The following is a 25449-nucleotide window of genomic DNA, read 5'->3' on the forward strand; positions in this document are numbered from 1 at the left end:
AGGAGTGTATTGAAATGAAACAAGTGATTGAGACACAAAATTTAACCCTTTCTTATGGGGAAAGTATTATTATAGATGATTTAAATCTTCAAATACCAAAAGGGGAAATTACTGTTTTCATCGGTGGAAACGGGTGTGGGAAATCAACACTTCTTCGTTCAATTGCTCGTTTGTTAAAGCCAAAAAATGGCGCAGTATTGCTTGAAGGTAGTGCAATATCTAAAATGTCCACTAAGGATGTTGCTAAACAAATGTCTATTCTTCCACAATCGCCAATTGCGCCTGAGGGATTAACGGTTCTACAGTTAGTGAAGCAAGGAAGATATCCTTACCAAACATGGTTAAAACAATGGACAGAGGAAGATGAAGAAAAAGTAAAAAATGCTTTAAAAGCAACTGGTATTGAAGACCTCAAAGATCGACCGGTGGATTCTTTATCCGGGGGGCAACGTCAAAGAGCATGGATTGCCATGACTTTAGCTCAAGATACAGATATTATCCTACTGGATGAGCCAACTACTTATCTTGATATGACACATCAAATTGAAATTCTTGATTTGCTTTATGAGCTAAATGAAAATGAGAAACGAACGATTGTAATGGTACTACATGATATCAATTTGGCATGCAGATATGCGGATAATATAGTAGCGATTAAGGACCGGGAAATATATGCTCAGGGTAAACCAGAGCATATTATAAGCTGTCCTTTAGTAAAAAATGTATTTGGTATGGATTGTCAGATTACAAAAGATCCACTGTTTGGTACGCCATTATGTATTCCATTTGGTAAGGGAAGATGCATTCTGCAGGAAATAGAAGTCTAATCGGATCTGAGTCTCGATATCGATAAACTGCAGAACAATGTTTTCTTATCTTTTTATATGAAACATTTGACTCCCTAAAACTAAAGATAACAACTAACTTTGACTTCCTTACTTCTTCTTTCATCAACAAGATGTTCAAGCCTCCCGTGGAAACTTACAGGCATAGCTGGGAGGTTGTTTAGCAAGGGTAAGGTTACTGTTGATATAACTATTTATCGGTGAATTCGTTAGAAATTGGTGAAGTCTGACCATTCGATATTGGAGCATTAGACATATCTTCAGCTACAGGGAGTCTTTCAATTTTAGTTTTAGGTAGACTAGATTTCTCGTCTACAGTATTGTTTTTAACAAAGCAAGTTTAAATTTGGATGGAGTTTCATACTTAAGAACTCTAAACTCTTCCCCTTTATATAAAGGCCTATTACTGTGTCTCAGTATCCTTTCATTATCCTTCTGATAAAGCTGTGTTGTACATAACACAGTCACTTTACCAATTTGACCATTTCGTGATTCAGTTTTTCCCCACATCACTTTTGTTGATGCTTCTGCTAATGTTGCAGTTGTTATTAACAAAGCTGGAAATATTAAAGCAGCTATTATTAGATTTTTCATATGTATTCGCTTACCTCCAATATAAATCAATAATTATATCGGTATAATATATTGGTTTTGTTACTAAAAATAAATAGTCATAACCAACATTTCATGTAAAACCTCCTTATGACATGTGTCATCTTATACTCCTGACTGCTGTGAATGTTAGTTACTGTCGTTTTTCTTTATATTTTATCTAGGGGCCATGAGCTCATACTTAAAATGAAAGAGGGATTTCTGATGACAAGTGAAAGACTGCGCTTAATCGATATTCTCCGAGGCTTTGCAGTGCTTGGAACGCTGGGAACTAATATTTGGATTTTTGCTTATTTGGGAGACCTATCTTATATAACGACTGCTAACTTTTCCGAATGGTGGGTATTAGAGGACTTTTTACGAATGGTAGTGCTCTTTATTGTTAATGGGAAGCTTCTCGGATTACTTACGATTATGTTTGGAGTGGGATTAGAGATGAAATATCAGCAGGCAATCAGGAAGGGTAATGCCTGGCCTGGTGTATATATATGGACTTTATTGTTTTTACTATTAGAAGGGTTTATTCATTTTACTCTAGTAATGGAATATGACATTTTGATGAGCTATGCGATAACTGGATTAATCGTTGCTTTTGTTCTAAAAAGAGGAGATACCTTTATAAAAAAAATAATGATTGGAGTTGGTAGTTTTCATGCGATAATTGTTCTATTGATCTTAGTGGGAGCACTAGTAGGGGTCGTAAACATGTCCTTAGGTCCATATGAAGGAGCTGCACTCTATGAAAGTGGAACATGGCTAAAACAGGTTGAAAATCGTTTACTAAATTTTGTTTATTATAGATTAGAAGCTATTTTGATAGTACCGATGAACATATGCTTGTTTTTATTAGGAGTGTTTCTTATGCGTTCAGGAGTATTTTCAAAAACAGAGAAGGGCAAAAGTCAGCGTAAAAAACTGTTTCAAATAGGGATGTATATAGGTGTTCCGTTAAATCTTCTTATTTTTATACCAGGAGGAGCATTTGATTTACCTGTTCGTTATTTATTCGCACCAATTATGTCTCTTGGCTATATAGGATTATTTGGTATATTAATAGAATATAGAAAGTTTGAGTGGCTTTGGTCTCGATTTGAAGAGGTTGGGAAAATGTCTCTAAGCTGCTATGTATCACAGAATCTCATAGCTTCTATTGTATTTTATGGCTGGGGTCTAGGATTAGGCGGGAAATTAGGAAGTTTATCTATCATTACTATTTGGCTCAGTATTACTCTATTTCAATTTCTATTTGCCTATTTTTGTATAAGGAAGCTACACACTGGACCGTTAGAGTGGATGAGAAGAAAAGCGGTAGCGATAGTATCTAAATAATTTTAAAAATTGAGGTGATCAATATAAAATTTTATCCAAAAGATCAAGCCGCCAAATACTTGATCATAGATGTAGCCTCAATAGTTTTTCTTTTTACCGTAGTAATGTTGTCTGATTCAGACTTGCATAATGGCCTGAAGCTAATCCTCCTCCTATCGATTGTTTGTTCCTACTATATTGCATTGTGGAATAAGGATTGGCGCCTTCTATGTGCTGTGCTAGCAGGTTACTTCTTCCTTATAATATTAAGCTTTTTCGAAGGCTCAGTAATTATTACTTTTGGTTTTTTGTTTGCAGATTTGTTAGGGAGAGCTAAGTCTAAACTTCACATAGGGCTTGGAATAGTAGGAGTTGCCACCCTGTTTCTTCTTATTCTCTGGAAGGAGCAGCTTAGTGGTATAGATTTCGCTGTATTAGTGGCATTCATGATTATTCAGCTTGCCTTGCCAATACTTAGATATTTTCTTTTAAAAACAACGAACCTACAAACAAAATTAAATGAAGTAAATAAACAACTCGTTCAACAAGAAGAAAGGCAACGAATTGCAAGAGATCTTCATGATACAATCGGCCATACTTTAACGATGATCAAGCTGAAGACTGAGCTTGCTTCGAAATTAGTAGAGCCGGAACAAACCAAGGTAAAGGGAGAGCTAAACGACATCTTAGCAACCACTAGGACTGCTATGAAGCAAGTGAGAGAATTAGTGACGGATATGAAATTTGTATCTCTAGAAAGTGAGTTAGAACATACACAGGAATTGCTAAAATCTGCTGGTATTATCGTTCACTATAATAATAATTTCCAGCAGTTGTTATCTAGTGTAGAAGAAACTATGATATCTCTTTGTTTAAGAGAAGCGACAACTAATATTCTTAGACATAGTCAAGCGAAACGTTGTGAGATACATACAAGCATAAATGATAGGTTATTCTGCGTACACATAAAGGACGATGGAATAGGAATAGAGATGAAGAAATTTGGCAATGGTCTAGTATCGATGAAGGAACGTATGAATTCTTTGCAGGGGGACGTGTTTATAGATGGTGCTCCCTCAGGAGGCACTTTGGTAACGATCACATTACCTATTCATTTGTAAGGGGGATACATAGTGATAAGAGTGGTAATTGCAGAGGATCAAAAAATGCTCCTAGGAGCATTTTCTTCATTAATAGCATTTGAAACTGATATAGAGGTCGTTGGAGAAGCTCAAGATGGTCAGAAAGCCTGGGAATTGATCGTGGAGAAAATACCTGATGTATGTATTTTGGTTATTGAAATGCCACATATGACAGGTCTGGAGCTTGCACGAAAAATTAAAGAGGAACAAATTCCGAGCAAAGTAATGATTGTGACAACTTTTTCACGAGTTGGATATTTGCAAAAAGCTATTGATAGTGATGTTACAGGATATCTATTGAAGGATGAGCCAATCGATTATTTAATAGATTCAATACGGAAGGTGGCAGCTGGTGAGAAAGTTGTGAGCAGAGACTTAGCTGCTACACTATTCATGAAAGTAGAGAATCCGCTTAATGATCGAGAAATAGACGTATTACGCCTTGTAAGAGAAGGTCTAACTACATCAGAAATCACGAGGAGATTATTTTTAACAAAGGGCACCGTCCGTAATTATTTGTCCTCCTCTATCCAAAAGCTACAGGTGGAAAGCAGGCAGCAGGCTGTTAACAAAGCAAATGAAAACGGGTGGCTTGAATGAAAGACCCCTTTCTTTTTATTGTTTATAGTATATACAAATGTGGTAGAGGAATAATGGCATAAAACATAGTTTTGTAAATATGACAATTTAAAAGGGGATGGGAAAGTGAATTATGAAGTGTTGAAGGATGCAGAGGAATTTTACTTCGAGGGAAATCACGTTGGAGTTTTAGTTATTCATGGCTTTACAGGTACAACTCAAAGTATGCGTTTTTTAGGAGAAAGGTTTGCAGAAGCTGGTTTTACTGTTGTTGGACCAAGGCTCACTGGCCATGGTACGGCTCCTGAGGATATGGAACAAGCAAGCTACGAAGATTGGATAAAAGATGTGGAAAGAGGATTGAACAAGCTGAAAGAAACTTGTACTGATATCTTTGTTTGTGGATTATCTATGGGTGGTACTCTTACTTTATACCTGGCAGAAAATCACAAGGAAATCAAGGGGATTATGCCTGTTAATGCTGCAATTTATATGCCGGAAATGATAGAAAATTATGAAGTCCTTTCAAAAGAGGAAACTAGGTTTGTTGATGGAATTGGGTCGGATATTAAGCTAGAGGGAATACAAGAACTAGCGTATTCGAAGACACCAGTGAAGTCAATGTCTGATATCATTTTGCTGTCTAGATTAGTAAGAGATAATCTTTCTAAAATTACGGCACCAGCTTTGATATTTAAATCTACAGAAGATCATGTCGTGCCACCTGATAACTCACATCAAATATTCGAGGCAATCTCCTCTGTCGGAAAAGAAATAGTGGAATTAGAAAATAGCTATCATGTTGCTACGCTTGATACTGATAAAGAGTTGATAGCAGAAAGAAGCATACAGTTTATAAATGCTCGAATATAAAGATGAACGTCTCGGAACCACTGGTTTCGAGGCTTTTTTTGAAATACAATCGTCCCATTAATCTCTGTCATTAAACTTTGCAGTTGGAGGAAGGTGACGCCCAAGTAAAAGTCATAAGATAATATAAAAAGGAGCATGGTCGCAACGTGAATAACGACCACCTCTCTAAAGTCTTCATGTAATGAACTGTTCCAAACAGTATCAAAAAGTAGAGAATTAGTACCTATAGGCAATGTTGCTTATTCACTTGGATAGGTTGTTGTCATGCATTTACCAAGAGGAATTGCTCTAAATCTTTTTCAAGGATAAATACCTCGATTCTTTCACCAGTCTTTGTGCTTATATCCGAATGAGAGGAAAGAACCTTGCAGCCAGTATACTCTTCTACAATTTTTTCATATTCCTTACTATACTGTTCGCGAAGTAATGTACGCATTTGTTTGACAAGACGTCTTCCAGTAGTATGATTGACGAGGTGTTTTTCCTCTACCGTTAGAACTCCTTTAAAACGGGTGATTAACATATCATTAATAATATATGTTTTAGCCTCTTGTGGCCCCTTTCCAATTAAATCAAGCTGTAGCTTAATGAATGCTGAGCTGATATCAGCCTCTAGTTTCTTTTTTGACATAATGCCTCCAAATGGAATTGTAAGATTTAATATCTAACTAAAAGAGAATAAGTATCTCAGTTATTAAACTTGAAAAGATCTCTGCTAATTCCACAAAATTTATTAATTTTAATATAGCTTAAGAGATAGCTTCAGCTCTTTAGTCGGGCTATTTGAAATAGTAAAAGTGAAAGTATTAACAGTTTAGCCTTTTCGTAGTTGGAAGTAAGTGTTTCTTTCAGTCTTCTAAGAACTTTCTATTCACCTTCTCTCTCCAACAACGCTTACGGGGTTAGCTGTCGGATTCGGATGGTCAGAGTCACCCTACCCTTTGAAAGGATTCACCCCAGTTTTAGATAATAACAGGTGGTTCCCCCGATTCAATAATGAATTCAGCGATTTAGGTTGAAATTGAAACTATCATACTACTTGGGGAAATTTCTGTAAAGAGGATAAATAAGTAAAGAAAATTTTTTAATCCTTTTTATCGAACTGATATTTTCTGAAAGCCATACACTAAACCAACTTAGTGTTGAGATAGCAATGATATGAGTTGTTAAACTAGATTCACCTTTTTTATTTTTGAAAAGAATAATATAAATAGTACTTAAGGATTATTTACTTCGGAAAAATAACGTCGTAAAATCCAAACATAACCAATTTGAATATCGGTCTAATCCTGAGCAATCAGGAACGGAGGAACCAATTTTTTGGGGTTAATTCTACAAGTTGTAGAAAGGATGAGATACTCTTTCGCCATCCTACCCGTCAGCTAACTTCGTCGGCTAAAGCGAAGGAGGTCAATGAGACCACCTTATTAATTCACGGGGCTTTTTTGTAGGATTTTAAAGCAGAAAAGCAGCTTGATAAATAGTAGGTCTTTTTATAATGCCTATAATAACTGAAAAGGTTTCATGGAAGACAGAACGCAGAGAGGGCTTTTTGCTTGCTAGGCGCTAAGTAGACCAGTGATACTTTTTCTCCATTAAAAATGTATACTGCTGCAAACTTTTCTAAGTCAGAATATGTGATTGTACTTCACTATTTTGTCTGAAGAATATTTGCAAAGTAGCATATCGGGGAAAAAGTAGTCATTGGTCTTTTTTTGTCTTTATTTTTCGGCAATGGCATTAATCTGAAGGAAATTTCTTGATTCCGTTAAGGGGGAAATTTAAAGATGTGATTTTTAAGAAGGTTAGTTAAAGGATGAGCTACAAGCAATTATAGAAAGGAAGAATTATATGGATGTCGTATCTATTTTTTTAATAATATTCTCATTTTCTCTTTTTTTTGGATTTACAGCATTTTGCAACAAAGTAATTGAAGAGAAAGGAAGGGAAAAGCGATGATTATTTTACTTGTTTTTTCTATTGCAACTTCAATTTATTTGCTGGATGCATTGATTCGTCCTGAGAGATATTAAATTTTCAAGTATATGGAGGAAATGAAATGGATTTATTTCAAATCGCATTAGTCTTGGCTATTGCGTTATTAATCGCAATACCGATGGGTAAATATATTGCTTTAAGCCTTTCACTTGAAAGAACAAGACTGGATCGAGTGTTCAATCCTATAGAAAACTTTATATATAAATTATCTGGTATTAGTCAATCACATATGAATTGGAAGCAATACGCAACAGCTTTACTTATTAGTAACTTTGTAATGTTTGGACTCTGTTACTTGATTGTTAGGCTACAGGGGATTCTGCCCTTTAACCCAAGTGAAATAGGGGGGATGGAAGCATTATTATCGTTCAATACGATTTCTAGTTTTCTGACAAATACTAATCTGCAGCATTATAGTGGTGAGAGTGGGCTATCATATTTTTCTCAAATGACAGTGATTACTTTCTTAATGATGACGACACCGGCAACAGGTCTTGCCCTATGTATCGCGTTCATCAGAGGAATTTCAGGTCATAAGAGCTTAGGTAACTTTTACGTGGATTTAGTTCGTTCGCTTACCAGAATTTTCATACCAAGTTCAATAGTAGTAGGTCTCTTATTGGTAGGCCAAGGAGTACCACAAACCTTGGATCCAACTGCAATTGCAACAACTCTTGAAGGGGAACAACAGCAAATATCTCGAGGACCAGTTGCATCCTTAGAATCTATTAAACATTTGGGAACTAATGGTGGCGGATTCTTTGGTGTTAACGCTGCTCACCCATTTGAAAATCCGACACCATTTTCAAATGTTATACACATGCTTTCGATGTTATTAATACCTATGGCGATTCCTTTTACCTTTGGATATATGACAAAAAAACGGAAGCTTAGCTGGATGCTTACGGGTGCTATGAGTATTATTTTCTTAGCAATGCTAGTAACAATTTATGTTCAGGAGTCTAATGGAAACCAAGTTTTAGCTAATATAGGTCTGTCGCAAGATGCAGGAAGTATGGAAGGTAAAGAAGTCAGATTTGGAATTGCCCAAAGTGTTTTATTTACAACTGTAACAACGGCTGCCACTACAGGGTCTGTAAATAATATGCATGATACATTAACGCCTCTCGGTGGCTTTGTGCCACTAGTGTTAATGATGTTAAACAATATCTTCGGGGGAGATGGAGTGGGCTTTGTAAACATTATTATGTATGCAATTTTAGCTGTCTTTATTGCTGGTTTAATGGTAGGCAGGACTCCAGAATTTTTGGGAAGAAAGATTGATGCAAAAGAAATGAAACTAATTGCAATTACCATTCTTATTCATCCTTTGATCATTCTAGTCCCATCTGCGATTGCGCTAACAACTGAAATGGGCAATTCAGCGATCTCGAATGCTAGTTTTCATGGAATATCTCAAGTGATATATGAATTTACTTCATCTGCAGCAAACAACGGATCGGGTTTTGAAGGTTTAGGAGATAACACAGACTTTTGGAATATCTCAACAGGTTTGGTAATGTTATTCGGTCGCTACTTTTCTATGATTGCTATGCTTGCTGTTGCTGCGTCTCTAATGGTTAAAAAGCCTGTGCCTGAAACAATAGGAACTATTAGGACTGACAATAGCACGTTTTTAGTTTTCCTAATAGCTACTGTATTGGTTGTTGGAGCATTAACATTCTTCCCGGTACTAGCATTAGGACCAATTGCCGAAGCTCTAACCATGTGAAATTGAAATGAAAAAAGAGATTAAAGGAGTATCATTATGAATTCAGAACGGAACACGGCGCTCACAAACGAGATGATTAAACTGGCTTTTGTCGAATCACTTAGAAAGTTGAATCCAAAAACAATGAGGAAAAACCCTGTCATGTTTGTTGTAGAGATAGGATTTTTAGTGACAATAATAATGACGTTCTTTCCATCTTTCTTTGGAGCAGAATCAGATTTTTATTATAACGGATTTGTAAGTATTATATTGCTTATTACAATTTTATTTGCAAACTTTGCGGAAAGTTTAGCGGAGGGGAGAGGTAAGGCACAAGCCGAAAGTCTAAAGAAAACCCAAAAAGATTTACAAGCAAGAGTTTTGTTAGAAGACGGAAGCTATAGTTATGTCTGCTCTAAGGATTTAAAAAAAGGAGACATAATTTTTGTAGAAGCTGGGGAGTTAATTCCAAGTGATGGGGAAGTTATAAAGGGTTTAGCATCTGTCGATGAGTCAGCTATTACAGGTGAATCAGCTACCATTATTAAAGAGTCTGGAGGAGATTTTAGTTCTGTTACTGGAGGAACTAAGGTTATTAGTGATCAACTTACAATACGCATAACCTCTAATCCAGGTGAATCATTTCTAGACCGAATGATTAGTTTAGTAGAAGGTGCTAAGCGACAAAAAACTCCTAATGAAATTGCTCTTAATATAATTTTGGTGAGCTTAACATTAATATTTTTAATCGTTTGTGTTACCTTAGTGCCTATCTCAGGCTATGTAGGGGTTACTATTCCAATCGCTACTTTGGTAGCGTTGCTTGTTTGTTTAATTCCTACTACGATAGGTGGACTCTTGTCTGCAATAGGGATTGCAGGAATGGATCGTGTAACTAAATTCAATGTGATAGCTAAATCAGGAAAAGCGGTGGAAGCTGCTGGGGACATTAATACAATTATTTTGGATAAAACCGGAACAATTACTTATGGGAATAGAATGGCTTCCGAATTTATAACCGTTGAAGATGTTAAATCAGTTGAACTGACAAAAGCGGCATTACTTAGCTCTTTATATGATGAGACACCTGAAGGACGTTCGATTGTTGAACTAACAAAAGAATTGGGCCTTATCGAGATAGAGCAAAATATGAAAGAATCTTTCGGGGTTGAATTTAATGCACAAGCTCGAATGAGCGGAACAGACTTTCAAAATGGACTTAAAGTACGTAAAGGTGCTGTAGATGCAGTAAAAGAATATGTAATCATGCAAGGTGGCGTTATTCCATCTGATTTAGATGATAAATCAAAATTGATAGCATCCAAAGGTGGAACACCACTTGCTGTAGTAGTAGACAATAAAATAATGGGTTTAATATACCTAAAGGATACTGTTAAGGTTGGATTGAAGGAGCGCTTTGATCAACTACGAAAAATGGGGATTAAAACAATTATGTGTACAGGAGATAACCCATTGACTGCTGCAACCATAGCTAAAGAGGCTGGAGTTGATGAATTTATCGCAGAGGCAAAGCCTGAAGATAAAATTGCTGTTATAAAACGGGAACAAGCAGAAGGGAAGCTTGTAGCAATGACTGGAGACGGAACAAATGACGCGCCGGCACTTGCACAAGCGGATGTAGGAATGGCTATGAATAGCGGTACTATAGCTGCTAAAGATGCTGCTAATATGGTGGACTTAGATTCAGATCCTACCAAAATAATTGAAGTTGTAGGTATTGGTAAGCAATTATTAATGACTAGGGGGGCACTGACGACATTCAGTATAGCTAATGATATCGCGAAATACTTCGCAATTATCCCTGCTATGTTTATGTTAACTATCCCTCAAATGAGTGCGCTTAACATTATGAATTTAGCTACACCACAAAGTGCCATTCTGTCAGCATTAATTTTTAATGCAGTAATCATTCCGCTACTCATACCATTAGCAATGAGAGGTGTAAAATATTTGCCGATGAAATCTACAAAACTCTTAAGTCGTAACTTATTGATATATGGAATGGGAGGAGTCATTATTCCATTTATTGGAGTTAAGCTAATCGATATATTGTTAGTTTCTATTAATCTTGTTTAAGTAATATAAAAGAAAGGTGATATAAATGTTAAAAAATTTACGTATTAGTATTATGCTACTCTTAATATGTGGATTGGCATATCCTTTAGTAATGACTGGAATTTCACAATTATTAATGCCCGAGAAGGCTGCAGGAAGTATCATTACTAATGCAGAGGGTAATATTATTGGATCTGAACTGATAGGCCAAAAATTTACTGAACCACATTATTTTAATGGTCGAGTATCATCTATAGAATATAATGCTTCCGGATCGGGCTCTATGAATTATGCACCAACAAATAAAGATATGGTTGAACGAACGAAAACCGATTTAAAACTGTTTTTAAAGAACAATCCCGAAGTAAGACAAGAAGATATTCCCAATGATCTATTAACTAACTCTGGCTCGGGACTTGACCCACATATAACCAAGCTTGCAGCACAAATTCAAGTACCTAGAATTGCTCAAGAGCGTGGATTAAGTGAAGCTAAATTAATGAATTTAATAGAAGATAATACAGAAAGTCGTCAATTTAATTTTATTGGTGAGCAGAGAATAAATGTCTTGAAATTGAATATTGCACTAGATCAATTGTAAGCATAATGATAGAATTATGACTTCTTTTCTAAGATGAAGGAGGCAACCTTTAGGAAGCGAAATTTTAATTGGCTTACTTGAAACCCATTGGCGTAAAGAAACAATAGAGCAGCGGAGGAACTAGTAGAGGGCCCTGTAGAAAGGTTCCTTCAGAGTGGCATTTCGATGTGTTAGTTGTAGCAGAACAAAAGCATGCCAAGATAACATAGATACTATCAAAGCTTGGAACTAGTAATGACCTCATTTTAGGTATAAAAATCCATTTATTGGACAATAATTTATCTAAACTGGAGGGGAACTATAAATGCTTTTAGATGAAAAAGAAATCTACTGCTACAGTTGCCGTAGAAAAACCTTATTTACTTGTAGGGATCTGAATAATAATAAAGGTGTAGATAGCCATTGCAGCGAGTGTATAAATTTTTGGTTTGAATGGCAAAACAAAGCGGTAGAGCGAGAAATGAAAAAATGGTTAGATTATAATGTAGGAGTTTTACTTAAGGAGTTTAGCAAAGAGTCAAATTTTTATAGCTAACAAGTAGCAATATAAAATGTAGGTAATAAATAAACTGATAGTCGTACTTAGCTATACTATTGACTTCCTAACAACAAAGCATATCCAAGATTTTTCTTAGATATGCTTTTTTTATGCTTGTTAACCCTTTTTTATTCAATGATTTAATAGTAGCAAAAGATTCATAAAATCAAGATTAAAGTGCGTGATTAACCAAGTCAAAGTAGTTATTCCTTTCTCATCTATTTTTTTGCATAAAAAACTCGCCCCTAAATAGGAACGAGTTTGTACTAATGTTATTCTCATTATTTGATTAAGCCATCTTTCATCGTAATGATATGATCAGCATATGCAAGCATTTCCTCGTCATGAGTCACCATCAAGGTTGTAATATTAAGTGTTTTAGTTAAATTGCGAATTAGCTCCATAACATCTTTTGAGCGTTTTGAATCCAAGCTGGCAGTTGGTTCGTCTGCAAAAAGTATTTTGGGTTTATGAATGATGGCACGGGCAATCGCTACCCTTTGTCTCTCCCCACCAGACAAAGATGCTGGGTAGGCATTTTTTCGGTGTTCCATATCAATCAGTTTTAAAATATGGGCAATTTCTTTTTTTTGTTGCTCTTTTTTTAATTTTGATTCCGACACCTCGAGCATTAGAATCAACTGTTCTTCTACTGTAAGGAAAGGTACAAGATGCGCAGACTGAAAGACAAAGCCAAACTCACTAGCCCGGACTTTTCGTATTTGTTCTTGGTCCATGTCTGTCATGTTTTTTCCATTGAACATAATTTGGCCGTCCGATGCCGGTTGGAGCCCTGCTGCAATTGTCAGTAGAGTACTTTTACCAGAACCTGAGGCCCCTACTAGCGCAGTAATCTCGCCTTGTTGAAGAGAAAGGTCGATTCCCTTTAATATTTCTTCTACTACTTCGCCATTTGTAAATTTTTTTCTCACATCATTTATTGTGAAAATTGCCATATTAAACCTCTCCTTGTTGAATCGCTTGCAGCGGTTCGACTTTTTTTATTTGGATACCTGAAAGTGTTGCACCAACAAATCCAATAATGAGGAAAACGATAGACAATTGGACCGTAGTGGCAGCAGTTAAACTAAAAGGCATTCCTTCAGGTGCGATGTAGTTAAAACTCTGGCTAAGTGCAATTGACAGTCCGAGGGCAATGACTGTGATGAAGAGCATCTGAGCCCACATCATTTTAAACAGTGTACTCGTCTTTACACCGATTGCTTTTAAGATCCCATACAATCCGATTTTTTGTACATTCATCATATAGAAGAAGATGGCGAACAACAGTCCGCTGATGACCACTAAAAACCAGACAATCATGTTAAGTGACAATTGTTCCGCACTGTAACTGGGAATAGTATTGAGGAACTCGGTGTTTGAAAAAGATTGTAGCCCTTCGATTGCTGGTAAACTCTCTTCACCAGGTATAAAAATCAATTGCATTTCATTTACCCGATACATCTCTTTGTAGTTTTCCATATTGATAAATGCGACAGGAGCGTGACTGTACTTTTGTTGATCTACAAATCCTTTAACAATGAATTCGCCACTGAATTGGTTGTTGGTCAGTGTATCACCGACTTTTAATCCCTCTTCCTCCAGAGAGCGATCCAGGACAATTTCGCCTTCTTTGACGTTTTCAAACAACTTCGATTCAGTTGAAGTGACAAATGCTACACTGCGTTGCTTGTCTTTTTCATCATTCAAAAACCCCATTTGAATGGATAATGCAGCAGCGTCTTCTTTTTCACTTAAAACAGTATCTTGGACACTGGTATCTATCAGAGAAAGATTATAGGTTTCTTCCGCGTCTGTATTCATATAAAATTGTCCATCCGGCAACTCTTTAATCAGAGCTGCGTTGTCTTGGGACAAACCATTAGCGAGACCAGAAATAATGAAGGTCAACAAACTGACCAGAAACACAATCGAACCCAAAATCATAAATCTTATTTTATTTTTTTTAATTTCTTTCCATGCAATGTTCATTTGAATGCCTCCGATTTTGTTTATAGTCTCAGTTTATATCCGTTAGATGAATGGAAGATGAACAAGAGATTACAGATCGAGATGGAAGTCCCAAAATAACGCTTCACATTTTGAACCCAAAGAAATAAGTAGAAGCCAATCACCCTGTTCCGCGGTGAATGGCTTCTACTTATTTCTCATCTTTTTAGCATATCCAGAACGTTGTCAGCAGCATCAAAAGCACAGATTAAACGGAACACTGCAAAGCAAAAACTCCATTAAATTTGTTATTTCAACATTCATTTATAAAAGAGGCAGTTTTATTTGTACTGTCGTGCCTATATTAGGAGTACTTTTAATTTCAACAGTCCCTTTATGCAATTCGACAATCTCTTTTACAATAGCCAATCCTAAACCAGATCCTTTCAATGAACGTATTCGTGCATGATCCGCCCGATAAAAGCGATCAAATGCACGACTGGCTTCTTCAGCTGTCATACCGATCCCTTCATCCAAAACTTCTAACACCATATTAGTAGAAGTAACGCTTAGTTGGACTTCAATGGAATCTCCAGGTTCACTATATTTAATTGCATTGGTCAACAGATTCTCCCAAACAGTTCGAAGGAGTACTGCGTTTCCTTTCACTTTAACAGCTACCAATTTAGCTGAAATTCCAATCTCTTTTTCATCAAATGCGTACCGCAAATGAGACAGTATGTCGCGTATCTGTTGGTCAATGAAAATCTCCTCTACTAAATCTGTCGCTTCTACATCAAATGACGCTAAAGTGAGTAATTGTTTAGTTAAAAGAGATAGGCGAGTCGTTTCTTCTTGGATAATGGCAGCGTATTGTTTTTTTTCCTCCTCGCTGCTTTCTTTCTTTTGAAGAAGAGACAAATAACTTTGTATTGTATGAAGCGGTGATTGTATATCATGGGATACATTGTGAACGAATTCTTTACGTTTTAAGGTGGATTGTTCGATACTATTACGCATCTTGATAAATTGATCGGCCAAACGGCCAATCTCATCTTTTCGATCAATGGAAAGAGGAACGTCAAAGGTTTCCGTACCCATTTTTTCTGTCGCTTCCGTTAATTTCGTAATCGGTTGAATCAATAAGCGTGCGACCAGTAGCATTCCGATAAAACTCAATAAAATGATACCTGCTGCCATTCCACCAAATAATAAGTGAAGTTCTTGGAAAAGAAGCTTAATATTCGGCCGTAGGAAGAGTGCGTGGTTTTCACCATTAAGTTCCAGAGGAACACCCACTGTATTTTCTAACTCGTTGGCAAAAAAACCGGTAACGAAGGTTTCTCGCGGAAAATCTCGAATACCATTAAAAACTTCCCCGTCCAGAACTTGTTGAACGTTCTCATCATCAATAGATTCGTCCCGGAACTTTCCGCCAAAGCGATTTACAGTCTTTCCATCTGTGACATACAGCTGATAACCGGCATCTCCTAGCAAACTAAAAGCTTTTTCAATTTGATCTGAAGGGAGGTTATCCATGAATTCGATAATAGATGTGGCAACGTCCAGATTTTTGTCGTTATTTTCTTCTTTTAAATATTGATGATAATAGGTGTTCATCGCGAAAAAGGAGACGACACTGCTGAAGAGCATTGTTGCAAAGGTGAACCAAATAAATTTGACATAAAGGCTCATGTGTTCACCTCAAGTTTATAGCCTACTCCTCTTACAGTTATGATCCGAACATCTGGAGCGAAACGCTCTAAACGTTGGCGTAGACGTTTAATATGAACATTCACCGTCTGTTCATTGCCTTGAAAGTCAATTCCCCATATTTGTTCTATTATTAAATCTCGACTCAGCACTTGTCTAGGTCTCGAGGCAAGAAGTGTCAGCAATTCAAATTCTTTAAGGGGAATGAGCAATATTCCTTGTTGCGAGCTTACTTCGTAGCTTTTGAAATCAATGGTCAAGGAACCGATAGTCAACGTGTCATTCTCGGGATAATTATATCTTCGCAAAATAGCTTTAACCCGGTATAACAACTCCTTAGACTCGAAAGGTTTAACTAGATAATCGTCAGAGCCGGCTAAGAATCCACGCTCTTTATCTTCAATATGATGACGAGCAGTAAGCAGGATGACTGGAAGATCGTAATCTTTACGCAATATTTTTGTAAGTTCAAACCCATCCATACCTGGCATCATTACATCAACTACTGCTAAATCCATTGCCTTAGAATTTAAGCACATTAAAGCTTGTTCGCCTGAAGTCGCTTCAATTACTTCATAGCCATTTTGTCGAAGTTCGGCTGAAACAAAATTCAGCATATGTATATCGTCATCTACTGCAAGTATGCGAATCACTTAAATCCTCCTTCATATGCATTGTAAAATAACAATAATTAGACTATAAGGCTTAATACACGAAGAAGCAATTTAATGAGAAGAAAAAGGAAGATGTAATTTATAGAGGCACCTAAAGAAGATTATTAATGTTTCAATTGGTTTCGCGGAGGACTAGTTTAGGAAGTAGGGTAAAAGGGAGGATTACTTTCTATTACTTGTTTTATCTTTCATTATAGACAAAATAAAAAAGCCTCCAAACCCTGTATTAACAAGGTTGTGAAGGCTTTTAACATCACTCTTTGCAGAGCAATAAGATTAACGAGAGTAGAACTCAACGATAAGAGCTTCGTTGATTTCAGCTGATAATTCGCTGCGTTCTGGAAGGCGAACGAAAGTACCAACTTTGTTGTCTGCGTCAAATGTAAGGTATTCTGGTACGAAGTTGTTTACTTCGATTGATTCGTTTACAACGTCCAAGTTTTGAGATTTTTCACGAAGTGAAATTTCTTGACCTGGTTTTAAGCGGTAAGAAGGAATATCAACACGTTTACCATCAACCATAACATGACCGTGGTTAACTAATTGACGAGCTCCACGACGAGTGCGAGCAAGACCTAAACGGTATACAATGTTATCAAGGCGAGTTTCAAGAAGAATCATGAAGTTTTCACCATGTTTACCTTGCATTTTACCAGCTTTATCAAACAAAGTACGGAATTGACGTTCGTTTACACCGTAAGTGTGACGAAGTTTTTGTTTTTCTTGTAATTGAAGACCGTACTCAGTTAATTTTTTACGTTGGTTAGGACCGTGTTGTCCTGGTGCGTATGGGCGTTTTTCTAATTCTTTACCAGTGCCACTTAGTGAGATACCAAGACGACGTGATAATTTCCATGCTGGACCTGTATAGCGAGCCATGAAAGACTCCTCCTTTGTATTGGTTTTATTTTGTTGTAAAATAAGAACCAGATGCATTCAGAAAAGCAGCCATTTCGTTTTCATGTATCATCGCCCTAGCAGCCGAGGGTTACGGGATACACCATCTATATACATAGAGGAACAAAATGAACAATCTAATCCATACAACTGCTGCATTTATTTTACACAAAGATTATTGTATCTTGCAGGAAACAGAAAGTCAATCATATTCGTTTGAACTCATCATATTTAAATTGTTTTTGGAGATAGAATATATTGACAATCAGGTAGTTTTATAGTCAAATTGAATTATAAGGGTTTTGGGCTAAAAGTATCATGTTTTCTCTTACAAAGCTGAGAGGTGTATAAATGGACAATCAAATAGACTTAACGAAGTTTAAAGGTAAAGTGTTTGACATATGGACAGAATTTGCGTTTAGCCATGAGTCTAGTGCTAAATGGTTCGAGGATTTTAAAATTTTATTAGCCGAATTTTTTGATGTGAAGTATGCCGGCTATTATATACAAGATGCACATACATTTATTCAATTGAAATGGAATCATTCACTCTCCAAGAAAAGAGAAGCCATTAGATGGCATGAGATAGAGGGTTTTTTCTACGAAAAAGATTTTGCAGAAATTCCTTTTATAAGAAAAGAGGAAAAACTGAACAGAGAGGTTTCTATTCTCTTAAGAGATGAAGAAAACGTTATACTCGGAATGCTTATGATGGACCTAACTGAAAAATGGGAGAGATTTTCTCAAACACCAGATGTAAATGAATTTATTGCCATTGTAAGTAAACTAATCAAGGTTATTCGAAAGTCAGTTTATCTCACTCAACAAGAGCACCAATATCGAAATCTATTTAATGTTACAAAGATGTTCCACTCGACTCTAGAAATTGACCAAATTTTACAAGGGACATTATTTGCCATTCATGATGCGTTTCCTGACTTTGGCACGACTCTAATACTATCGAATGATCAAGATCGTAAAACTTCTGTTCCTTATAAGTTGTTTGATTATACAGCGGAAAGACCTGCTACAGTAGAAGCATATGTGTCAGGGGAGATAACTTCCGATTTAGTAGAAGACCTAGAAATGAGACAGCTAAACGTACCGATTAAAGGAAAGCAGGGGAACTATGGGATTTTACAAGTTTCCACCCCTCTAGATTATTTGTTTTCCTATAGACAGAAGGAGTTTATCACGATGCTTGCTGCCACGGCGGGAAATGCATTGGAAAATGCGAAGTTATTTATCCAATCTCACCGTCTAGTAGGTGACTTACAATTAATAAATGAAACTACGCATAAGTTAAATATGAATTTATCGCAGGGTGAAATGGTTATTTTTTTAAGAAATCAGCTGATGAAATCCTTTCAACCAGAGCATGTGTGCTTTGTATTTATAGAGGATGAAGAATATTCTATAAATGCAGCAAGTTCGGATTATTTTTATACATTAGAAGGTCAAATGTATATCCAGCACGTGGGCAATCAATTTAAAAAGATGAAGGATTCTCTGTTTATAGCTGACTTCAATCGGATTAGCAACGCAACTGTTGCGTATCGCTCTCTAGTGGCAATTCCTTTGAGAGAACAAGATACTATTACTGGATTTAGCATTGTATTGCATAGTGAACCTTACTATTTTTCCTTTGATAGTTTCAAATTAATGCAATCATTAATACAGCATTCCTCTTTAGCACTTAGTAACTCAGCGCTTCGTCATAAGCTTCAAGAAATGGTTGATCGTGACCATTTGACGAATCTCTACGCTAGAAGCTATTTAGATAGGTATGTAGAGGAATCTATGGAAAAGGATACAAGCGGGACATTTGTATTAATGGATATTGATAACTTCAAACAAATAAATGACACACATGGTCATCAAATAGGGGACAGCATTCTTAGGCAAATTGCTACCGTTATTGAGAAGCAAGTTGAAAAATTAGGGATTGGTGCACGTTGGGGCGGGGAGGAGCTTGCTCTATATTTTTCCGAAATGACTCTTGAAGAAGGGAAAAAAATTTGTAAATCTCTTTTAGAAATAATTCCTATATATACAAATCCAAGTGTAACTGTGTCTATCGGTGTTTCGTTATGGTGTGAGGACGGCGATATGAACTTCCACAATTTGTTTCATCATGCTGATACCGCGTTATATGAGGCAAAAAATAATGGTAAAAACCAGCTCTGTGTTTATAAGGCAGACCACTTCTAAGAGTAGCTGCCTTTTCTTTTTTTTAATAAATGTGTACACTATTGTTGTAAGCGTTTACAAAAGGGGTGCACTATTTTGGGAAAATCATCAATGGAAAAAGAAACATTATTAATTCATCAAGGGTATACGACAGAAAATCATCACGATAGTTTAGCTGTTCCGTTGTATCAAACTTCTACTTTTGCATTTGAGAATGCTGAGCAGGGTGCAAGACGATTTGCAGGGGAGGAAGCAGGCGGAATATACTCTCGCTTAGGGAATCCAACTGTTAATGTACTGGAACAAAGAATGGCTGCAATTGAAAATGGAGAGGGAGCGCTTGCCTTTGGGTCGGGGATGGCCGCAGTGAGCACAATCCTAGTACATTTAACAAAGGCAGGTGACCATATTTTATGTACTAGAGGTATTTATGGTTGTACATTCGGCTTACTCAACATTATGAAAGAAAAATACAATATTACACATAGTTTAGAAAAATTAACGACAGAAGAAGAGATTGAAGCTTCTATTAAACCGAATACAAGTTGTATTTATATTGAAACACCGATTAATCCAACAATGGAAATTGTAGACATTGCTTTAATCACGAATATTGCTAGGAAGCATAATATTCCAGTAGTAGTAGATAACACCTTTTGCTCTCCATATATACAAAATCCTTTGGACATAGGAGCAGACTTTGTGCTGCATAGTGCAACGAAATACATTAATGGACATGGTGACGTAATAGCTGGACTTCTGGTAGGAAAAAATAAAGAAGAGATGGATAAAATCCGCTCAACAGTTCAAAAGGATTTTGGTGGAATCATTTCTCCGTTTGATGCTTGGCTATTAATTAGAGGGTTAAAAACTTTGCATGTAAGAATGGATAGACATTCAAAAAATGCTGAAGAGGTGTTCTCCTTTTTAGCATCGCACCCTTCAGTAGAATCCATTTATTATCCTTTCGATGAGAAAAATCCTCAGTATGAGGTAGCAAAGAAACAGATGAAAAGTGGGGGGGGACTTATTTCTTTTGCAGTTAAAGGAGGCAAAGAAAAAGCCCACCAACTGATGGATGCTCTTTCCCTTATCAAGATTGCCGTTAGTCTTGGTGATGCAGAAACGCTAATACAGCATCCGGCAACAATGACACATTCTGTTGTACCGGAAAAAGAAAGAGTTGCAATGGGGATTACTGATGGATTACTCCGACTGTCCGTCGGTCTAGAAAACTCCGAAGATATAATAGAGGATCTAAAGCAAGCCTTTGATAATTTGAAGCTATAAAAAGAGAGGATGGCCGTGACATAAGTCAGGGGCATCCTCTCCTAATATTAAAAAACAAAGTACTATCTTAAATATGCTTAATAAGCACCTCTATAAATTTTTCTAAACCCTCTGCATCCTCGGAAGAAAAACGTTCTTTTATGGGGCTATCAATATCTAAAACTCCAACTAGTTTACTATCTTTTACTATAGGTACAACTATCTCCGATTGAGAGGCAGCGTCACAAGCAATATGACCAGGGAATGCGTGAACATCTGGAACGATAATCGTTTCCTGTGTTTCTGCCGCAGTACCACAAACGCCTTTACCCAGCTGTATTCTTACACAAGCAGGTAATCCTTGGAAGGGTCCTAGTACAAGACCGCCGTCTTCTACTAAATAAAATCCAACCCAATTTATTTGATCAAAAAATTGGTTTAAAAGTGCTGCAGCATTACTTAAGTTAGCGATCACATTTTTTTCGCCTTCTAATAGAGCATCTAGCTGCTTAGATAATAATGAATAATTAGCTGATAAGTCAGTTGAATAGTTGGTTGTTTGAAACATATTGATTCTCCATTCTACAATATATTACTTATAAGATTATAATGCTGATGTAAATCTTTTGCTTGATGTGCATCTGAACCGAACACTAAAGGTATTCCTAATTTTTTTGCTAGTGATACGTATGGAAGTGGCGGATAACTCTCTTTACAAAAGGGCTTAGCAAAGCCAGCACTATTTACATCTAACTCCATATTTCTATTCTTTATTTCTACTAGTATAGCTAATATGTCCTCATGATCGTCAACCGTTTTGGGAAGAGCGTGCTGAAACTTATGAGCAAGTGTAATATGCCCAATTCGTTTTGGCTTAAATATTCCTAAGTCGCTCGTTATTGAATCCATCACCGTTTTGTAATACAATTTATAGACAGACATAGGATTACCTAGTTTTTGAACAAATTTTAGAAAAACTTCTTTAGAATAATCGATACATACATAGTCATCATGAGCGAGTAAGAAATGTACTGATAAAATCGAATCATCTAAATATTTGCCATAAGTGTTTAGAAAACTAGTAGTTTCAAGTTCGAAGCCTGTAATATAGTCAATTTCCAAACCTGTAGATATAACAATATCTTGTTTGTATTCTTTTTTCAACTGATCTAGATCAAACAGATATGCCTCAAGTAGTTTTAAGTCCATGCCACTATCTTCGTCTGGGGTAGGGTCTTTAAAATTAGAAGGCAACGGAGCATGCTCGGTAAAGGAGATTTCGCTAGTTCCAGCTTGTATAGCCTTCTCAATATATTGATGAAAGCTATCTAGAGATCCATGTGGGCAGTAAGGTGTATGTATATGTCCATCTTTTATCATTATTACTAGCTCCTTTTGACAAAAGTAAAATATTTTTAACATTTCCTAGGTTTATTCTTCTTTTATGAAACAATAACATAAAAAGCATGGTAATATATAGAGTAAGATAGAATTAGAACTTTTTGATTTTGGAACAGGGGGCTTACGATGAGGTATATCATCCCAGCAGTCATTGTACTTTTAGTAATAGCAATCATTGCATTTATCATACGAAAAAAACATCATACAGAAATTGCTCGATTGGAGCATGAAAAGCACCAAATTCAAAACAAGCCTATTTTAGAAGAAATGACGAAAGTTAAACAACTGAATATGAATGGGCAGACAGAGGAAATGTTCGAAAGATGGCGCAATACCTGGACAGAGGTTATGGATGTACATATGCTTAAGATAGACGTTCTTCTTTTTGATGCAGAAGAATATGTAGATAAGTTCCTATTTATGAAAGCCACCAAAATCGAAAAAGAACTTCAAATTTTAATATCCTCTTGTGATGAAAAAATGTCAGGCATCATTAAGGAACTCGAAGAACTGATCGGTAGTGAAGAAAAGAATAGAATTGAAATAGAACAATTGAAAGAGCAGCACCGAGCGGCAAGAAAAACATTACTTGCTCATCAATATTCCTTCGGAGAAGCGGCTCCTGCTCTAGAAGCCAAGTTAGAATCCTTTCTTCCACTTTTCGAGGAATTCGATCATTTAACTGATACAGGTAACTATTTGAGTGCTAGAGAAATAGTGATTAATATTCAAAACGAAGGACAAAAATTCTTTCATAAAATACATGAGATTCCAACATTGCTGAGCGAAATCCAACATAAGATTCCAGCTACTATTCATGAATTACGAAATGGTCAAAAAGAAATGGAAGCAAGCTCTTACTACTTGCAACATTTAGAAATGACAAAGAAGCTAGATGGATTAGAAGCGGAGCTTGGAGAATTGAAAGCCTCTATTGTGGAACTCGAGGTTAGTAAGCCATTGACTCGTGTAGAAGAGATTAAAGAAGAAATAGAAACTTTCTATGATTTATTGGAAAAAGAAGTATTGGCTAAAAAGTATGTGGATAATTATAAGGATCAAACCGCTATACGATTAAAAGAAGTAACGAGTGCTACTAAAGCGATAAACGAAGAAGCAACATATGTTCAACAAAGCTATCGTTTACCTGAAAAAGAAGCTGAAATTCCTCAAAGCTGTCTAAAAGAGCTGGAGGAACTTAATAAGAAGTTTAGCCTTCTAGCTCAAAGAGTTGAAGAAGAAAAATCTGCTTATTCTAGCCTTCAAGAGGAGTTAAATGATATTGCTGAAGAAATCGATCGGTTATACGAAGAACAGGATCGTTTTGCGAATCGCTTAAAAAATCTTCGTATTGATGAAAATAAAGCTCGTGAAAAGCTAGATGATTTAAAAGTATTACTACATGATACAGACCGAATGATTCAAAAGGCTAATATTCCAGGAATTCCAGAGGAAATGGACGTCCGTCTAGAAGAAGCAGAAGAGCATATTTATGTTGCTATGCAAAGCCTACAGGAAGTTCCATTGAATATGACGTTAGTAGATGGCTATCTTGAAAAGGCTGAAGCTTGCATGGAAGAAGTGCACCAAAAAGCCAAAGAAATGCTAGAGAATGTAGAGTTAACCGAAAAAATTATTCAATATGGTAACCGTTATCGTGCGACACATCCAAATGTCCATGCACGTTTACTCGAAGCAGAGGAAGCATTCAGACAGTTGCGCTATGCTAAGGCGTTAGAGGATGCTGCTACTGCTGTGGAAGAGGTGGAACCGGGAGCTTTAAAGAAAATCGAAATGATGATTAAAGAAGCAGCTTGGCGTACATAACAAATATCTGGCATTAGCTATTAATTATTTTATAAAATCAGATAGAAATGTAGACCACCTCACTACTTGTGAAGGTGGTCTTTTTCCTAAAAAGGAGAGAGAATACTTTGATTTATTTGGACAATAGTGCAACAACCAAGGTTTTGCCTGAAATAATGGATACCTTTATTGCAGTGAATGAAAAATATTGGGCAAATCCATCCTCCATACATGAATTTGGTCATAACACAAATGAACTGTTACGATCAGCGCGCGAGCAGGTTGCAGAAATATTGCATACGTCAAGCTCGAAGATATATTTTACATCAGGAGGAACTGAATCAAACAATTTAGCTATTTTTGGGCTGGCTAACAAGTACAAATTCCGAGGGAAGCATATACTTGTCTCAAAAATAGAACATCCATCTGTTTTAGAGGCAGCTAAACAGCTAAATACATTGGGTTTTGAAGTAGAATTCATTCCCGTTGATTCTAAAGGAATCATTGACTTAGTTGAACTACAAAAGCTACTAAGGAAAGAAACATCTCTAGTTAGTGTCATGCATGTGAATAATGAAATAGGTGCTATTCAACCAATAGAAGCTATTAGTAAAATGGTTAGAAGCAATAGTAAGGCTGTTATTCACATCGATGCCGTTCAGAGCTTTGGCAAGTTACCGATAGATTTCAAGCGTTATGATATAGATGCGCTTACTATTTCATCTCATAAAATTCATGGCCTAAAAGGTTCAGGTTTACTTGCACTTTCTAAAACACGTGAAGTGGAGCCAATGATCCTCGGTGGCGGACAGGAAGCTGGAATTCGTAGTGGCACTACACCTGTCCCCTTAGCAGTATGCACTGCTAAAGCAATTAGAATTGCTAGTGCTAGCTTAGAAAAAAATACAACGGAAATGAAGAGGCTAACAGAGGAGCTTGTTCATTTTCTTCGTGGCTTCGAAAATATTAAGATTATTTCTCCAGATACTCGTGCTCCCCATATCGTTACTTTTTCTGTGCGTAAAGTTAAGGGAGAGGTTATAATCAATGCATTGCAAAAAAGAAATGTGATTGTGTCGACAAGCAGTGCTTGCTCGTCTAGACAAACGAAGACAAGCCATGTGTTGCAGGCAATGCATATTTCAGATGATTATATTAAGGGAGTTATTCGGTTAAGTATTAGTTCCTTAACAACAGAACAGGAAATAGATACGTTTAAAAAAATATTCACCGAAGTGATAAATGTTATTAAAGGAGATTAAATGT

Annotated in this window: 24 protein-coding genes and 2 riboswitches; of the genes, 15 read left to right on the top strand and 9 right to left on the bottom strand. The window is 36.5% G+C overall.

Features of this window, described 5'->3' with window-relative positions; genetic code table 11:
* Nucleotides 1-14 precede the first annotated feature (14 nt).
* Nucleotides 15-827 (top strand): ABC transporter ATP-binding protein, encoded by an 813-nt coding sequence (locus ACQKNZ_RS08165; protein WP_427659078.1) that lies wholly within the window; start codon nt 15-17, stop codon nt 825-827.
* Between the two features lie 330 nt (nt 828-1157).
* Here ACQKNZ_RS08165 and ACQKNZ_RS08170 read toward each other — a convergent pair whose 3' ends face one another.
* The gene (locus ACQKNZ_RS08170) at nt 1158-1439 is read right to left on the bottom strand and encodes a hypothetical protein (RefSeq protein WP_427659080.1); all 282 of its coding nucleotides are present in this window, start codon (nt 1437-1439) and stop codon (nt 1158-1160) included.
* A 222-nt stretch (nt 1440-1661) separates the two neighbouring features.
* Here ACQKNZ_RS08170 and ACQKNZ_RS08175 point away from each other — a divergent pair, with 222 nt between their 5' ends.
* The 4 genes from ACQKNZ_RS08175 to ACQKNZ_RS08190 all read left to right on the top strand — a co-directional run bounded on the left by ACQKNZ_RS08175 (nt 1662) and on the right by ACQKNZ_RS08190 (nt 5359).
* Nucleotides 1662-2786 (top strand): DUF418 domain-containing protein, encoded by a 1125-nt coding sequence (locus tag ACQKNZ_RS08175; RefSeq protein WP_427659082.1) that lies wholly within the window; start codon nt 1662-1664, stop codon nt 2784-2786.
* A gap of 14 nt (nt 2787-2800) precedes the next feature.
* A complete protein-coding gene (locus ACQKNZ_RS08180; protein ID WP_260866563.1) occupies nt 2801-3886 on the top strand; it encodes a sensor histidine kinase in 1086 nt (361 codons plus the stop codon).
* A 12-nt stretch (nt 3887-3898) separates the two neighbouring features.
* Complete coding sequence (locus ACQKNZ_RS08185; RefSeq protein WP_427659084.1) at nt 3899-4507, top strand: response regulator; 609 nt, start codon at nt 3899-3901, stop codon at nt 4505-4507.
* A gap of 105 nt (nt 4508-4612) precedes the next feature.
* Complete coding sequence (locus tag ACQKNZ_RS08190) at nt 4613-5359, top strand: alpha/beta hydrolase (RefSeq protein WP_154310345.1); 747 nt, start codon at nt 4613-4615, stop codon at nt 5357-5359.
* Between the two features lie 262 nt (nt 5360-5621).
* Here ACQKNZ_RS08190 and ACQKNZ_RS08195 read toward each other — a convergent pair whose 3' ends face one another.
* A complete protein-coding gene (locus ACQKNZ_RS08195) occupies nt 5622-5990 on the bottom strand; it encodes a DUF2294 domain-containing protein (RefSeq protein ID WP_151113516.1) in 369 nt (122 codons plus the stop codon).
* Between the two features lie 245 nt (nt 5991-6235).
* Nucleotides 6236-6377, bottom strand: a riboswitch (cyclic di-AMP (ydaO/yuaA leader).
* 252 nt (nt 6378-6629) lie between these two features.
* Nucleotides 6630-6771: riboswitch (cyclic di-AMP (ydaO/yuaA leader) on the top strand.
* A 543-nt stretch (nt 6772-7314) separates the two neighbouring features.
* Here ACQKNZ_RS08195 and ACQKNZ_RS08200 point away from each other — a divergent pair.
* From ACQKNZ_RS08200 to ACQKNZ_RS08220, 5 genes are all read left to right on the top strand, one after another.
* Nucleotides 7315-7392, top strand: coding sequence for a potassium-transporting ATPase subunit F (locus ACQKNZ_RS08200; RefSeq protein WP_144537104.1), 78 nt, complete (start codon nt 7315-7317; stop codon nt 7390-7392).
* A gap of 26 nt (nt 7393-7418) precedes the next feature.
* Nucleotides 7419-9089, top strand: coding sequence for a potassium-transporting ATPase subunit KdpA (gene kdpA / locus ACQKNZ_RS08205; protein WP_427659087.1), 1671 nt, complete (start codon nt 7419-7421; stop codon nt 9087-9089).
* A gap of 36 nt (nt 9090-9125) precedes the next feature.
* Nucleotides 9126-11165 carry a potassium-transporting ATPase subunit KdpB gene (gene kdpB / locus ACQKNZ_RS08210; protein WP_427659089.1) on the top strand — a complete coding sequence of 680 codons (2040 nt, stop codon included), beginning with the start codon at nt 9126-9128 and terminating at the stop codon, nt 11163-11165.
* Nucleotides 11166-11190: 25 nt separating this feature from the next.
* Nucleotides 11191-11745 carry a potassium-transporting ATPase subunit KdpC gene (gene kdpC, locus ACQKNZ_RS08215; RefSeq protein WP_427659091.1) on the top strand — a complete coding sequence of 185 codons (555 nt, stop codon included), beginning with the start codon at nt 11191-11193 and terminating at the stop codon, nt 11743-11745.
* Nucleotides 11746-12049: 304 nt separating this feature from the next.
* The gene (locus ACQKNZ_RS08220) at nt 12050-12280 is read left to right on the top strand and encodes a hypothetical protein (RefSeq protein ID WP_427659093.1); all 231 of its coding nucleotides are present in this window, start codon (nt 12050-12052) and stop codon (nt 12278-12280) included.
* Nucleotides 12281-12564: 284 nt separating this feature from the next.
* On the opposite strand, the gene ACQKNZ_RS08225 is transcribed toward ACQKNZ_RS08220, so the two are convergent.
* The 5 genes from ACQKNZ_RS08225 to rpsD form a co-directional block, all read right to left on the bottom strand.
* Entirely contained in the window at nt 12565-13239 is a 675-nt protein-coding gene (locus ACQKNZ_RS08225; protein ID WP_154310354.1) for an ABC transporter ATP-binding protein, read from the bottom strand.
* 1 nt (nt 13240) lies between these two features.
* Complete coding sequence (locus ACQKNZ_RS08230; RefSeq protein ID WP_427659095.1) at nt 13241-14275, bottom strand: ABC transporter permease; 1035 nt, start codon at nt 14273-14275, stop codon at nt 13241-13243.
* Between the two features lie 282 nt (nt 14276-14557).
* Nucleotides 14558-15928 (bottom strand): sensor histidine kinase, encoded by a 1371-nt coding sequence (locus ACQKNZ_RS08235; protein WP_427659097.1) that lies wholly within the window; start codon nt 15926-15928, stop codon nt 14558-14560.
* Entirely contained in the window at nt 15925-16599 is a 675-nt protein-coding gene (locus ACQKNZ_RS08240) for a response regulator transcription factor (protein WP_144535342.1), read from the bottom strand. The genes ACQKNZ_RS08235 and ACQKNZ_RS08240 overlap by 4 nt, the downstream gene beginning before the upstream one ends.
* Nucleotides 16600-16896: 297 nt before the next feature.
* Nucleotides 16897-17499: a 30S ribosomal protein S4 gene (gene rpsD, locus ACQKNZ_RS08245; protein ID WP_144535344.1), complete on the bottom strand. Its 603-nt coding sequence runs from the start codon at nt 17497-17499 to the stop codon at nt 16897-16899.
* Between the two features lie 146 nt (nt 17500-17645).
* Here rpsD and ACQKNZ_RS08250 point away from each other — a divergent pair, with 146 nt between their 5' ends.
* The 3 genes from ACQKNZ_RS08250 to megL all read left to right on the top strand — a co-directional run bounded on the left by ACQKNZ_RS08250 (nt 17646) and on the right by megL (nt 20997).
* A complete protein-coding gene (locus ACQKNZ_RS08250; protein WP_154310360.1) occupies nt 17646-17798 on the top strand; it encodes a hypothetical protein in 153 nt (50 codons plus the stop codon).
* 70 nt (nt 17799-17868) lie between these two features.
* A complete protein-coding gene (locus tag ACQKNZ_RS08255) occupies nt 17869-19728 on the top strand; it encodes a sensor domain-containing diguanylate cyclase (protein WP_427659101.1) in 1860 nt (619 codons plus the stop codon).
* A 75-nt stretch (nt 19729-19803) separates the two neighbouring features.
* Nucleotides 19804-20997: a methionine gamma-lyase gene (gene megL / locus ACQKNZ_RS08260; RefSeq protein WP_427659103.1), complete on the top strand. Its 1194-nt coding sequence runs from the start codon at nt 19804-19806 to the stop codon at nt 20995-20997.
* 67 nt (nt 20998-21064) lie between these two features.
* Here the strand turns inward: megL and ACQKNZ_RS08265 are convergent, their stop codons facing one another.
* On the bottom strand, nt 21065-21544 hold the full coding sequence (locus ACQKNZ_RS08265; protein ID WP_144535348.1) for a GAF domain-containing protein: 480 nt from the start codon (nt 21542-21544) through the stop codon (nt 21065-21067).
* Between the two features lie 14 nt (nt 21545-21558).
* Entirely contained in the window at nt 21559-22356 is a 798-nt protein-coding gene (gene hisJ, locus ACQKNZ_RS08270) for a histidinol-phosphatase HisJ (protein WP_427659105.1), read from the bottom strand.
* A 147-nt stretch (nt 22357-22503) separates the two neighbouring features.
* Between hisJ and ezrA the strand changes: the two genes are divergently transcribed.
* Both ezrA and ACQKNZ_RS08280 read left to right on the top strand, forming a co-directional pair.
* The gene (gene ezrA / locus ACQKNZ_RS08275; protein WP_427659107.1) at nt 22504-24204 is read left to right on the top strand and encodes a septation ring formation regulator EzrA; all 1701 of its coding nucleotides are present in this window, start codon (nt 22504-22506) and stop codon (nt 24202-24204) included.
* A gap of 107 nt (nt 24205-24311) precedes the next feature.
* A complete protein-coding gene (locus tag ACQKNZ_RS08280; protein WP_427659109.1) occupies nt 24312-25445 on the top strand; it encodes a cysteine desulfurase family protein in 1134 nt (377 codons plus the stop codon).
* The last annotated feature ends 4 nt before the right edge of the window (nt 25446-25449 follow it).

It is taken from the genome of Psychrobacillus sp. NPDC093200, from assembly GCF_050280345.1.
Classification (GTDB): Bacteria; Bacillota; Bacilli; order Bacillales_A; family Planococcaceae; genus Psychrobacillus; species Psychrobacillus faecigallinarum.